This is a genomic window from Nocardia sp. Root136 (assembly GCF_001427185.1).
Taxonomy (GTDB): Bacteria; Actinomycetota; Actinomycetes; order Mycobacteriales; family Mycobacteriaceae; genus Nocardia; species Nocardia salmonicida.
In genome coordinates, this window is the sequence record NZ_LMFE01000013.1 from 54,163 (window position 1) to 67,001 (window position 12,839).

The following is a 12,839-nucleotide window of genomic DNA, read 5'->3' on the forward strand; positions in this document are numbered from 1 at the left end:
TCAAGCACCCGCCCATCCCGCACGCGGTTCGAAGCCACTGGCCTTCTCCGCCTCCTGATACCGCTTGAGCGCATCGGTGGCGTCGGAGTCGAGCGATTGCGGTACCGCGACCTTCACCGTGACCAGCAGGTCACCGGCGCCGCCCGCCGCACCACGCTTGGGTACGCCACGACCACGAACTCGCAGGATACGCCCGTCGGCGGTGCCCGGGGGCACCTTCACGCCGACCCGGCCGTCGAGCGTCGGTACCGAAACTGTTGTCCCCAGTACCAATTCGCTGTAGCTCACCGGGAGCACCAGGGTGAGGTCGTCGCCCTGGCGGCCGAAGACCTTGTCCTGGCTGACGTGCACGGTGACATACAGATCGCCCGAAGGCGCACCGCGCAGACCCGCCTCGCCCTGACCGGCCAGCCGGATCTTCTGACCATCGCTGACGCCCGGAGGAATCCGGACGGTGATGGTGCGGGTGCGGTTCTGGATACCGGTGCCGGAGCAGTCGGTGCACGGGTCGTCGATGATCGACCCGGTGCCGCGGCAGTCGTCGCAGGGCTCGCTGAAACCGAACGCGCCCTGGTTACGGCTGACCACGCCCGCGCCGTTGCAGTGCGGGCACACACGCGGGCTGGTGCCCGGCTTGGCGCCGCTGCCGTGGCAGGTGGTGCACGGCGAGGGACTGGTCATCCGCAGCGGAACGGTGACGCCCTGGGCGGCCTCGCGGAAACCCAACGTCGTCTCGGTCTCCACATCGGAGCCGCGACGCGGACGAGCCGCCGCCCGGCCGCCGCCGCCACCCCGGTTGAACAGCCCGCCCAGCAGATCGCCGAGCCCGCCGTCGCCCGCGGCGCCGGTGCCACCAGCCTGACCGAAGATGTCGCCGATGTTGAAGTCCTGCGAGAAGCCGCCGCCGGCACCGGGATTGAACCCGCCGCCGCCGTAGGCTCGTCCGCCACCGCCGCCACCGGCGAACATGCGCCGCGTCTCGTCGTACTCCTTGCGCTTGGCAGGATCCGACAGCACCGCATTGGCTTCGCTCACGGTCTTGAACCGCTCCTCGGCCTTGGTGTCACCCGGGTTGGAATCCGGGTGCAGGTCGCGGGCGAGCTTGCGGTAGGCCTTCTTGATCTCGTCCTGCGAGGCGCCGGAGGAGACACCCAGCTCCTTGTAGAAGTCCTTTTCGATCCACTCCCGTTGGCTCACCGGGCGTCTCCTCCTTTCGCGTTCTTATTGACTGTCGCCGGCATCCGGATCCGATGCCCCCGCGGTCTCGGCATCGGTTACCCCGACCAGCGCGTGCCGAAGCACCCGGTCGCCGAACCGATAGCCCTTGCGCATGACGATGCCGATCACCGGGTCGGCGCCCGAACCCTCGTGCTGCACTGCCTCGTGCAGCGTGGGGTCGAACGGGTCACCGGTGGAACCGAATTCGACGAGACCCTGCTTGGTGAGCGCGGTCTCGAGCTTGTCGGCGACGGACTTCAGTGGGCCGGAATCGAGGTCGCCGTGCGCCCTCGCCCGATCCAGATCGTCCAGCACCGCGAGCAATTCGGTGACCACCGAGGCCTTGGCGGCATCGATGTTGGCCTGACGGTCGCGCTCGACGCGGCGGCGGTAGTTCGCGTATTCCGCGGTCAACCGCTGCAGGTCGGCGGTGCGCTCGGCCAGCTCGTCGTTCTCCGGCTCGACAACGTCGGCGTCGAGGGCGGAGTCCGCCGTGGCGGCCTCCGCGTTCTCGTCGGCGGTGTCTTCCAGAATGTCGTCGACCAACTCCTGCTCCGAGGAGTTCGCCTCGGTCACTTCTTGTCCGTGTCGACCGGCTCGTCCACGACCTCCGCGTCGACGACCTGATCGTCATCGGCCTGGCTGGGGCCCGCACCGTTCCCGGACTGCGCGTCGGCGGCGGCGGAGGCCTCGTAGATCGCCTGGCCGAGGGCCTGCGACTCGGTGGCCAGCTTCTCCACGGCCGACTTCACCGCGGAGATATCGGTGCCCTCGAGTGCCTGCTTGGCCTCGGCGACCGCGTTCTCCACCTTCGCCAGCTGATCGGCGGAGACCTGTGCGCCACCCTCGCTCAGCTTCTGCTCGTTGATGAACTTCTCGGTCTGGTGCACCAGCGACTCGGCCTGGTTGCGGGTCTCGGCCTCTTCACGGCGCGCCTTGTCGTCGGCGGCGTGCGCCTCGGCGTCGGCGACCATGCGGTCGATCTCTTCCTTGGACAGACCGGAGCCGTCCTGGATCTTGATCTTGTTTTCCTTACCGGTGCCCTTGTCCTTCGCGGTGACGTGCACGATGCCGTTGGCGTCGATGTCGAAGGTGACCTCGATCTGCGGCACGCCGCGCGGGGCCGGGGGCAGGCCGGTGAGCTCGAAGGAGCCAAGCAGCTTGTTGTGCGAGGCGATCTCGCGCTCACCCTGGAACACCTGGATCTGCACCGAAGGCTGGTTGTCGTCAGCGGTGGTGAAGGTTTCCGAGCGCTTGGTGGGGATGGTGGTGTTGCGCTCGATGAGCTTGGTCATCACGCCGCCCTTGGTCTCGATGCCCAGCGACAGCGGGGTGACATCGAGCAGCAGGACGTCCTTGACCTCGCCCTTGAGCACGCCGGCCTGCAGTGCCGCGCCGACGGCGACGACCTCGTCCGGGTTCACGCCCTTGTTGGGCTCACGGCCGCCGGTCAGTTCCTTGACCAGGTCGGACACGGCGGGCATACGGGTAGAGCCACCGACGAGCACGACGTGGTCGATATCGGCCACGTTCAGGCCCGAGTCCTTGATCACGGACTGGAACGGCGCGCGGGTGCGATCCAGCAGATCAGAGGTGATCTTCTGGAACTCCGAGCGGGTGAGCTGCTCGTCGAGGAACAGCGGGTTCTTGTCCGCGTCGACGGTGATGTAGGGCAGGTTGATCGAGGTGCTCTGCCCCGAGGACAGTTCGATCTTGGCCTTCTCGGCAGCCTCACGCAGACGCTGCATGGCCATCTTGTCCTTGGTCAGGTCGATGCCCGAGGACGCCTTGAACTTGTCGACCAGCCAGGAAACGACGCGCTCGTCCCAGTCGTCGCCACCGAGGTGGTTGTCACCGGAGGTCGCGCGAACCTCGACGACGCCCTCACCGATTTCCAGCAGCGAGACGTCGAAGGTGCCGCCGCCGAGGTCGAAGACCAGGATGGTCTGCTCTTTGTCGCCCTTGTCCAGGCCGTACGCGAGCGCGGCCGCGGTGGGCTCGTTGACGATGCGCAGCACGTTGAGACCGGCGATCTGGCCGGCTTCCTTGGTGGCCTGACGCTGGGCGTCTTCGAAGTAGGCCGGGACGGTGATCACTGCGTCGGTGATCTCCTCGCCCAGGTAGGCCTCGGCATCGCGCTTCAGCTTCATCAGCGTGCGCGCGGAGATCTCCTGCGGCGTGTACTTCTTGTCGTCGATCTCGACGTTCCAGTCGGTGCCGATGTGGCGCTTGACCGAGCGGATGGTGCGGTCGACGTTGGTGACCGCCTGGTTCTTCGCGGGCTGACCGACGAGAACCTCGCCGTTCTTCGCGAAGGCGACGATCGAGGGGGTGGTGCGCGAGCCTTCCGAGTTCGCGACGACGACCGGCTCGCCGCCTTCGAGCACGGCGACGACGGAGTTCGTGGTCCCGAGGTCGATTCCGACCGCACGAGCCATAGTGGTTTCCTCCTGTTTGACGTTCGGTTATTGCAACGCTGAGCGTAGTGGGCTCAATCCTGCCTTCGAGATCCACCGTGAGTCAACCCGAAGTTGAGTCAGGTTCGCTCAGGTTGTTGATCGGCACAACCAGTAGCTGCGGCGATTCATTCCCGCCACCCGAAAAAAACTTCCCGACCCCGAGCCATTCTTGCCACGAGTGCGCTCAACTGCAGCCCCCGATGCTGGATCGTGACGGTCCGGAGACGGAGTTATCGGGTGAGGCCGGGGTGGATGCCGGGGCGCAGGCCGTTGCCCTCGGCGGTTCGGCGCAGGAGATCGAGGAAGACGGCACGATCCTCGGGAGGCAGCGGGGACAGGAGTTCGGCGTCCAGCTCGGCTACCCGCTGCTCGGCTTCGACCAGGAGGGCATGGGCGGCGGGCAGGAGATGAAGGGCGTGGGCGCGGCGGTCGCTCGGGTGGCGACGACGCTCCACGAGGTTGCGTTTCTCCAGGTCGTCCACCAGGCCGACCATCACATTGCGGTGGATCTCCAGCGCCTCGCCGAGCTCCTGCTGAGTGCGGCCGTCGTGGGCGCTCAGGAGTTTCAGCATGCCGAAGTGGCGCGGCTTGATGCCGAGCGGCGCCAGCAGATCACTGAAGCGGTAGGCGGTATGGAAGCCCAGTTGGCCGAGGAGGAATCCGGCGTGGGTCGACAGCTGCGTCGGGTCGGTCACACCCCTACGATACGCCGATTAACGCACCATTCATGATTGCCCTATTGATTGATAATCACTTGAGGTGCATAGTTTGAGAGGTCTCCACTCCCTACTCGAAGAGAGACCATCGTGACTACCTCCCCCACTCCCCCCGACGCCGATCCCCGGCGCTGGATCGCCTTCGCGGTGGTCCTGGCCGCCGGCTTCATGGATCTACTCGACGTGACCATCGTCAACGTGGCCGTGCCGAGCATCCGCAACGACCTGCACGCCGAGTACTCACAGCTCGAATGGATCATCGCGGCGTACGTGCTCGCCTTCGCCGCAGTGTTGATCACCGGCGGGCGACTCGGCGACATCTACGGTCGCAAACGCGTATTCCTCACCGGCATGGCCGGTTTCACGATCGCCTCGGCGGCCTGCGGGCTGGCCACCGATCCGACCGTGCTCATCGGCTCCCGCTTCGCCCAAGGCGCGATGGGGGCGCTGATGGTGCCGCAGATTCTGGCCATCATCCAGACGACGTTCCCGAAGGAGGAGCGGGCCAAGGCGATTGCCATCTACAGCGGTGTCGGCGGGTCGGCCTCAGCGGTCGGTCTCGCGCTCGGCGGCATCCTGGTGCAGGCCGACCTGTTCGGGTTGGCGTGGCGGCCGATCTTCTTGGTGAACATCCCGATCGGCATCGCGGGCTTCATCGCGGCGTGGTTCGTGATGAGTGATTCGAAGTCGGCTACGCCGCCTCGACTGGACCCGGTCGGGATGGTGCTGGCGGTTTCGTCCGTACTGCTGCTGGTCTACCCGTTGACCGAGGGACGTCGACTCGACTGGCCCGCGTGGGTTTTCGTCATGATCGCCGCGGCTCTCGCGATGTTCGTCGGGTTCCTGTTCTACGAGCGTGGGCTGGCTCGGGCGGGGCGTTCGCCGTTGGTCGACCTCGGGCTCTTCCGGTCTCGGCCGTTCGCGGTCGGGGTGGGAACCTGGTTGCTGTTCTGGATCGCCATGGGCGGGTTCTTCCTGGTGTGGACGTTGTTCATGCAGGGCGGGCTCGGGTGGTCGCCGTTGCGAGCCGGGCTCACATCGGCGCTGTTCGCGGTGGGAGCCGGTGTGGGAGCGGGGCTTTCGGTCGGAGTACTGGCGGCTCGGTACGGGCGGCGGGTGTTGATGATCGGGGCACTGGTGAATGCCGCGGGGTTCGCGCTGTACGGCGCGATGGGGGTGCGGTACGGAAGCGAGTTCACTTCGTGGCAGATGGCATTGCCGTTGTTGCTCACCGGCGCGGGGTTCGGGATGGTGGTGGCGCCGACGCTGGATCTGCTGCTCGGACAGGTACCGCAGCGCGAGGCCGGGTCGGCCTCCGGACTGCTGAACACGGGGCAGCAGTTGGGAACCGCGCTGGGCGTCGCATTGGTCGGCGTGCTGTTCTTCACCGTGCTGGACCGGGATTCCGATCTCGGGGTGGCCGCCGTGACGCCCGATATCAGGGCGGAGCTGGCGCTAGAGGGAGTGCCGACAGAGGTCCAGGATCAGATCGTGGCCGGGTTCGCGGCGTGCGTGCACGATCGGTCGGCGGAGGATGATCCGGCGGTGACGCCCGCCAGCTGTCAGTCGAATTCTGTTGGCGAATCAGCGATTTCGCGGGTACTCACCGAGGCGGGCACCGAGGCGAACGCGGTGAACTTCGCCGAGACGTTCCGGTACACGCTGTCCTACGGCGCCGGGATGCTGCTGTTGGTGTGCCTCGGATTCTTGGCACTGCCGAAGGAGGCCAAGCTGGAACAACGCGTGCTCGATGATGACGAGCCGGAAATTGTCACTGTATGAAACAGCAAGGACGGAAACTCATGTACACAGTTGATCTGCTTGCCGTCGGGCGCGGACCCGAAGTCGTCGATGCCGTACTCGGCTATGTGGGCGGGCTCGGATTTCGCGTCCTCGGGTCGACCACCGACGACGAGGCACTCGTGATCCTCGGGCGTGAACGGGTTCGCGTGCTGGTGATCGGGGGTGGGGTCGAACCCGACTCCCGGGAGGTCTTGACGGCTGCGGCCCATCAGCACGGCGCCACGGTCGTCCAGGCGGAGCGGGCCGGGCGTGGGATCGAGCAGTACCTCGCGGAGGAGGTTGTGCCGAAGCTGGGTGAGTGACCAGCCCTACCGCACGCTCGACGAGCGCGTTGCCCCGAGAATTCGGGGCAACGATAGGGGTGCGAAACAGTTCGGTCCGGCACTAGTTTCGGGGTATGCGTGCATCGATGGGCAGAGTTCAGTGGAAGCGGGCGTTCGGCGGAGTGGCTGTGGTCGCCGCCTTGGCCGGGGGCGGGATGGTCTCGGCCGGGGGAAGCGCCGTGGCCGACAGCGGGGTCGCCATCGCCGATGATGGGTGCACGTTCTCCTCGGTCGGGGGGTCGTGCAGCGATCCGGGGCCGGTGGGGAATGCGTTGATCGCGGTTCGGGAGTTCGCCAAGAGCTTGGGGTACGGGACCGGAAGTTCTTCGGGGACTGCCTACTTCATCTGAGCGGCTCGTGATCCGCGGCGTTCACCGGGGAAGTTCAGCCAGGATTCCTTCGGCGCTGCGGGCCGCGGCTCGGCAGGCGGTGGCGGTTGCCTGGTCGGCGAGGGGGTGGGCCGCTCGGGCTCGCCAGGCACGAACGGCGGCGAAAGCCGCGGCGCGCAGGGCGTCCGGGTCCGCCTCGGCCGACAGCCCGAGGCGGAGATGCGCCGCTACCCCGACGCCGCCGAGAATGCGGTGCAGGTCGGCGAGTACCGCTGGCGGCAAAGGTAATTCGTCGGTGCGCAGGCGGCCGAGCAGTCGGAGTTCGGTGAAACCGTGCACGTCGGCGAGCCGCGCTCGCACGCGCGGGCGCAGGTCGTCGGCCTCGGTGCCGGGGTAGGCGGCCAGGATCCGGTCCAGCGTGCTCAGCGCCGAATGCGCCTTCAGTTCGTCGGCGCGCTGGCCGAATTGGACCTCCAGCACCGAACGCAGTTCGTCGATTCCGCTGCGGGCCGCCAATTCCGCTGCCAGCGAGGATGAATCGCGGACACCGAGGCGAATCAGCATGGTGGCCATGCGAATACCGAACAGGCCGAAGCGATCCACCAGCTGCGCGCGGAGTTCGGGAGCCACCGGCAGCGCGATGTCGGCGCGGGCGAATCGGTCCGCCGAGAGCAACGCGATCCCGAGGTCTTCCGCGGGCACCGTGGACAACGCCTCGAACGCCGCGAACTCCGGCTGCCGCAGCGTCGAAGCGGCGAACGCCAGTAGGCCCGCCACCGGAATCACCGCCTGGCACAGGCCGGTTCGTTCCAGCTCACCGGCGAACCTGGCGGCCACATCGCGAGCCGAATGCAACGCGTCGATGCGGCCGGAACCGATCTCGTCGGCGCGCGACACCACCCCGATCACACCGAGAGGGCCCGCACCACCGGCGCCTGCCCCGATCTGCTCGAGGAAACTCACATCGGTGGCGTCGAGACGGCGCAGCAGATACACGACGGCATCGGCCCCCGGCACCGAGATCGGAGCGCCGCCCGCTCGCGGATCACTCCCGGTATCAGTGGGAGTGAGCAATCGTGCGGTACGAAGCGACACCTCGCGCGAGAGCGACGACGTGCCGGGGGTGTCGATGATCGTGGTCTGTGACAACGCGGCCGAGGGCCAGCCGACCTCGAGATGGTCCACCTCGCGGGGACCGCGCACGTCCCAGCGCAGACCGTTCAGGTCGAAGGTCAGGCCGTGCGCGCCACTTCCGCGGCGCACGATCACATTCGCGCGCGAGCCGTCGGCGGCGTGCGCGGTGACCGTGGGGGTCGCGCCGTCGCGGTACCAGGTGACGACGCGGGTGCACTCGGTGGCATCGGTCGGGGCGACGGCCTGGCCCACCAGCGCGTTCAGCAATGTCGACTTGCCCGCCTTGATCGAACCGGCCAACGCGACGCGCAGCGGCTCACGCAATCGGTAGTCGCATTCGGCCAGCAGCGTGCGCGCGTACTCGTCACGAGCGAATGCCCGCGCCGCCGCGCCGACCAACTCGTGCGCCTCGGTCAGGATCCTGGGTGTGGTCCGGTCGCCGGGCGCGGCGGTGTCGAAACGGTGGGTCACCCAGATACCGTACCGTCGGCCCGTCTCGGTTCGATCTGCATCGATTCCGCGTAACGCCGCAGCTCGGCGACCGCGTGCAGTTGGCGTTCCAGCACGACAGTGCGCTCGGCGCGGTGCGCGGCGGCCATCGCCGCCGCTTCCTGTGCTGCTCGCAGGGACGCGTCGATCGAGCGCAGACTGCGTTCGGCCACGCCGGCGAAGTGGTCGCGCAGCGCTCGGTGGATGCGGTGCAGCCGGTCTTTGGTGTCCTTGGCCGCCTGGAACGCCACGTCGTCGAGGAACCGGCGAACCTCCCCGTTGGCCTCGACGCGGCGCCGCGCCAGTCGGGCCGACTTGTCGTCGCGATAGGCCTTGCCGCCGACGATCAGACCCGCGCCGAGGGAGATCGGGTTGAGCATGGCCAGGCCCGCGAAGGTCGTGGCCAGACCGATCATCAGCACGCCGCCGTAGGAGCCGCGCATACCGACGAGCACCTTGCTCGTGAAACCGATATCCGGCTCGAGATCGGCCAGGGAACCGGAGCTCACCAGGCCGCTCTCTTCGTCCATTCCGGCGTGCACCTGCGGCAGCTCGACCGCGCCGACCTCCCTGAAGTGGTCGGCGATCCGTTCGGCGAGCAGTTCTGTTCTGTGATGGGTCAGTACCAGGTTGTCGCCGAGCGCGGTGTCCACGGAGCCGGTGAGCCATTCGGTGATCGCACCCCAATGCCTGCCCGGATCGTTCTCGTCGATCCACTCCTGGCCGGTGCGGGCGATACCGCGCAGGCGGTCGCGCAGGTCGTGGTCGACATCGCCGACGAGGTCGGTGATGCCATCGGCGAGGGTCTGCTGCCAGCTCGCGGTGCGCCGCTGCAGGTCCTCGGCGGCCGCGCGCGCCGACTGCAGCTCGCTGACCGCCGCCGTGCCGCTTGCCGGATCGCGCAGCGCGACCAGTTCGCTGCCCAGCGCCAGCGCCAGATGCTCTGCCGCCGAAGATAATTCGCGAGCCACTGCCTGCCGCGAGACCGCCTGGTCGCGGGCGACGACCCGATCGCGCAGAAAACCGAACAGCACGCCGAATCCGGATTCCAGGCCGAGCTGCGCGTCCTGCAGACGCAGGGCGTGCGCGCGCAGCAGCGCCGACACCGGGATCAACGCGACCTCGGCTTGCGCGCGCGTGAGATGGGCGCGGTCAGCCTCGAGCACCTGACGCCAGTGCGGATACAGATCCGTCTTGGTGAGCAGGACGGCGACCGCGGGACACATTTCGCGGATCTGCCGGACGAAGGTGAGCTCGGGTTCGGTGAGCTCGGTGGAGGCGTCGGAAAGCACGAGCACCGCGTCGGCCGCCGCGGCGAGGCTGAGTACACCTGCGGCGCAGACACTTCCGTGTCCGCCGACACCGGGGGTATCGATCAGGACGATGCCGTCGGCGAGCAGCTGAATCGGCAGCTCGGCCTCGATCCGGACGATCTGCCGGCTCTGTGCCAGCGGGCTGCGGGCATCGACGGCGCCGATCTCGTCGAACGGGATCTCCACCCGCGATTCGTCGGTTCCCGGCGCGGTGAGCACCAGGTACGCGCGCTGCTGCTCACCGTAGGACAGCTGCAGAGGGAGCACGGTGGTCGCGTCGTCGCCGACCCGGCACACATCCATCCCGAGCAGTGCGTTCACGAACCGGCTCTTGCCCTGACCGAGCTGACCGGTGACGACGATCCGGTGACGCGGGTCTCGCACCCGCTCGGTCACCTTCTCCAAGCGTGCGACCAGGTCGTCGCGGCCCGCGGCATGGGCCGCCGCGACGATGTCGGACAACACCGTCGTCAGCGGCACCGCGTTCGGTGCGAGAACAGTCATCGCATCGTCCGTTTCGCTCAGTGGAACAGTCCGTCGGTGTGCACTTCGGGTCCGTGGTCGGTGACGGTGCTCGATTCACCGAACAGCGACGTCTCGGTCCCGCCGAGGCCGGAACCGTGCAGGCCGGAACCGAACGCGCTCGATACGTCGACGGCGGACCAGGTGTCGGCCGCGGTGGTCACCGCGCCCTGCGTCGTCGCACTGTCCGTGCCGGAAGCGTCGGCCTGGGTTGTCGAGGTCGCCGTGGTCTGGCCGGAGAGGCCGCCGACTGCGGCGGTGCTGCCCTGTGCCGTGCCGTCGACGGCGGAGGTGAAGCCGCCCGCAAGCTGGGTGCTGCCGGACAGTCCCGCGTCGCCGAAGCCGCCGAGGCCGGTCTCGAGGCCGGTTCCTGTATCGGCGCCGCCGGTCGCGGAACCTGTCAGCCCGATGCCGGTTTCCGCGGCACCGGTCAGCCCTGTGTGCGCACTGCCGACAGCGGAGCCCGCGAGCCCGGCGCCTACGTCGGCGACACCGTTCAGACCCGCCTGCGCACCACCGGTCGCCGATCCGGCCAGACCCACACCCGACTCGACGAGACCACCGAGGCCCGCCTGCGCACCGCCGGTCGCGGAACCGGCCAGACCCACGCCGGACTCGACGGCACCGTTCAACCCTGCCTGTGCACCCGAGGTGACAGCGCCGGACATGTCGGTGCCGAGAGTCGTCGCGGTGTCGAGACCGCCCTGCAGGCCGGTGGTCAGGCCGATGCCTGTCGTAGTGGACAGCGCTGACTCCAAGCCGGTCGTGACCTGCTCCGAGCCGCCGCCGATAAGCGATCCGTCGATTCCGAATCCGGTATCCGACTCACCACTCGCACCGCCGGTGATGCCGCCGATCAGACCCGTGCCCGCCGATACGGCGCCACCGAGCCCGGTTTCCAGGCCGGTGCCGAACTCCGCGCCGACCACACCGTCGAGACCCGTGATCGCCGTGGTGGTCGCGGCGGCTCCGAGCCCGCCCGCAGCCTGCGCCCCCGCGTTGGCTACCGCGCCGAGCCCGCCGTTGACTCCTGCCCCGAGCCCACCCACAGCGGTGCTCGCCCCGCTCAGCCCGGCTTCGAGGCCACCGCCCAGACCGGTCGCGACATCGCCACCCGCGGTCACTGCCCCATTCACCGCACCGTCGAGATCGGCACCCACCGCGCCGTTCAGCGCACCGCCGAGACCGGCACCCGCACCGACCACGCCATCGAGACCGGCCGCGAGATCCGCACCAGCACCAGCCGCACCGGACAGCACGCCACCCAGACCGACACCGGCACCGGCCGCGCCACCCAGCGCAGCGTTCAACCCGGTCTCCAGATCGGCACCCGCGCCGACGGCGCCGGTCAGCGCACTGTCCAGCCCAACACCTGCACCCGCCGCACCGTTCAATACACCGCCGAGACCGGCGGCAACATCGCCCCCGACGCCGACCACACCACCAAGGCCGGCAGCGAGGTCGCCACCGACGCCGACAGCACCGTTCAGGGCGCCACCGACGCCAGCGGCCAGATCGCCACCCAGGCCGACCGCGCCATTCACAGCACCACCGAGACCAGCAGCCAAGTCGCCACCTGCGCCGACCGCACCGTTCAGAGCTCCATTGAGACCGGCGGCCAGGTCAGCACCTGCACCGACCGCACCGTTCAAGGCACCACCGACGCCAGCGGCCAGATCGCCACCTGCGCCGACCACACCATTCACAGCACCACCGAGACCGGCGGCCAGGTCAGCACCTGCACCGACCGCACCGTTCAAAGCACCGCCGAAGCCGGCAGCAAGATCGCCACCCACGCCGACCGCGCCGTTCAAAGCTCCGTTGAGACCGGCGGTCACACCGGCGGCCAGGTCGGCGCCGAGGTCGGCGTTCACGTCCACGTTCGCGCCGGTGACAGCGTTCATGGCGACGTCGAGGCCGGCTCCCACCTGGGCGGCGGCGTCGGCGACTACCGAGGCCACGGCGCCGAGGCCCACGTCGAGGCCGAGGTCGAGTTCGGCGTCGGCTGCCGCGGCCGCGGTGACAGCGGCGGCCGCCGTCGCGGTGGAAGCGAGAACCGCGCTCGTGCTCGCCGCGGCGCCCGCTGCCACGATCGCCTGCAACTGGGAGCCGCCGCTGACCAGCGCGGATTCGGCCACCATGGGCGCTACCGCGGAAATGTCCTCCGGGGTCACCGCCAGGCCTGCCACGCTCAGCGCTTGGCACGGGTTGGCGCAATAACTGGCCGCGGCATCGGGGTCGCGCAGCAGATTGAGGATGAACTCCAGAATCGCGTTCGGTGTCATCGAGATCAGCTCCTCCAGATCATGGGCGGTGATGCCCGATCTGTTTGTCGTTGGAATGTCTTTCACGCTAGGCGGGCACGTCGTTACAGGTAACGGGGCGAATACCTAGTTCCCACCGAACGCACCCCATTAGGGGCCGACGCGGATTAGGGGAATTTCCCCGTACTTCCCCCACCACAGGTAACAGCTGCTCCCTAGCAACCGACAGATCGGATGGGACGCCCGCCCTCGGCGATCTCGCTCTACCC

At 68.4% G+C, this 12,839-nt stretch carries 10 protein-coding genes; 2 read left to right on the plus strand and 8 right to left on the minus strand.

Annotated elements, in window-relative coordinates; all coding sequences use genetic code 11:
• From dnaJ to ASD42_RS31000, 4 genes are all read right to left on the minus strand, one after another.
• The gene (dnaJ, locus tag ASD42_RS30985; RefSeq protein WP_056823483.1) at window positions 1-1,197 is read right to left on the minus strand and encodes a molecular chaperone DnaJ; all 1,197 of its coding nucleotides are present in this window, start codon (window positions 1,195-1,197) and stop codon (window positions 1-3) included.
• Between the two features lie 24 nt (window positions 1,198-1,221).
• Entirely contained in the window at window positions 1,222-1,749 is a 528-nt protein-coding gene (gene grpE, locus ASD42_RS30990) for a nucleotide exchange factor GrpE (protein ID WP_371852136.1), read from the minus strand.
• A 41-nt stretch (window positions 1,750-1,790) separates the two neighbouring features.
• Complete coding sequence (gene dnaK, locus ASD42_RS30995; RefSeq protein WP_056823486.1) at window positions 1,791-3,656, minus strand: molecular chaperone DnaK; 1,866 nt, start codon at window positions 3,654-3,656, stop codon at window positions 1,791-1,793.
• A gap of 251 nt (window positions 3,657-3,907) precedes the next feature.
• Window positions 3,908-4,372 carry a MarR family winged helix-turn-helix transcriptional regulator gene (locus ASD42_RS31000; RefSeq protein ID WP_056823489.1) on the minus strand — a complete coding sequence of 155 codons (465 nt, stop codon included), beginning with the start codon at window positions 4,370-4,372 and terminating at the stop codon, window positions 3,908-3,910.
• A gap of 111 nt (window positions 4,373-4,483) precedes the next feature.
• On the opposite strand from ASD42_RS31000, the gene ASD42_RS31005 reads away from it, so the two are divergent.
• Both ASD42_RS31005 and ASD42_RS31010 read left to right on the plus strand, forming a co-directional pair.
• The gene (locus ASD42_RS31005) at window positions 4,484-6,175 is read left to right on the plus strand and encodes an MFS transporter (protein WP_056823491.1); all 1,692 of its coding nucleotides are present in this window, start codon (window positions 4,484-4,486) and stop codon (window positions 6,173-6,175) included.
• A gap of 20 nt (window positions 6,176-6,195) precedes the next feature.
• Window positions 6,196-6,498 carry a hypothetical protein gene (locus ASD42_RS31010; protein WP_156677650.1) on the plus strand — a complete coding sequence of 101 codons (303 nt, stop codon included), beginning with the start codon at window positions 6,196-6,198 and terminating at the stop codon, window positions 6,496-6,498.
• Window positions 6,499-6,616: 118 nt separating this feature from the next.
• On the opposite strand, the gene ASD42_RS34690 is transcribed toward ASD42_RS31010, so the two are convergent.
• The 4 genes from ASD42_RS34690 to ASD42_RS31030 form a co-directional block, all read right to left on the minus strand.
• On the minus strand, window positions 6,617-6,817 hold the full coding sequence (locus tag ASD42_RS34690; RefSeq protein WP_131816846.1) for a hypothetical protein: 201 nt from the start codon (window positions 6,815-6,817) through the stop codon (window positions 6,617-6,619).
• A 73-nt stretch (window positions 6,818-6,890) separates the two neighbouring features.
• Entirely contained in the window at window positions 6,891-8,453 is a 1,563-nt protein-coding gene (locus ASD42_RS31020) for a dynamin family protein (RefSeq protein ID WP_084787383.1), read from the minus strand.
• Window positions 8,450-10,288: a dynamin family protein gene (locus tag ASD42_RS31025; RefSeq protein WP_056823497.1), complete on the minus strand. Its 1,839-nt coding sequence runs from the start codon at window positions 10,286-10,288 to the stop codon at window positions 8,450-8,452. Before ASD42_RS31025 ends, ASD42_RS31020 begins: the two co-directional genes overlap by 4 nt.
• A 17-nt stretch (window positions 10,289-10,305) precedes the next feature.
• Window positions 10,306-12,591 carry an IniB N-terminal domain-containing protein gene (locus ASD42_RS31030; RefSeq protein ID WP_131817278.1) on the minus strand — a complete coding sequence of 762 codons (2,286 nt, stop codon included), beginning with the start codon at window positions 12,589-12,591 and terminating at the stop codon, window positions 10,306-10,308.
• Window positions 12,592-12,839: the final 248 nt, after the last annotated feature.

Coding starts and splice junctions, on each gene's coding strand:
- ASD42_RS31030 (WP_131817278.1), bottom strand. CDS start 12,591: ATGACACCGAACGCGATTCTGGAGTTCATCCTCAATCTGCTGCGCGAC.
- ASD42_RS31025 (WP_056823497.1), bottom strand. CDS start 10,288: ATGACTGTTCTCGCACCGAACGCGGTGCCGCTGACGACGGTGTTGTCC.
- dnaK (WP_056823486.1), bottom strand. CDS start 3,656: ATGGCTCGTGCGGTCGGAATCGACCTCGGGACCACGAACTCCGTCGTC.
- ASD42_RS31010 (WP_156677650.1), top strand. CDS start 6,196: ATGTACACAGTTGATCTGCTTGCCGTCGGGCGCGGACCCGAAGTCGTC.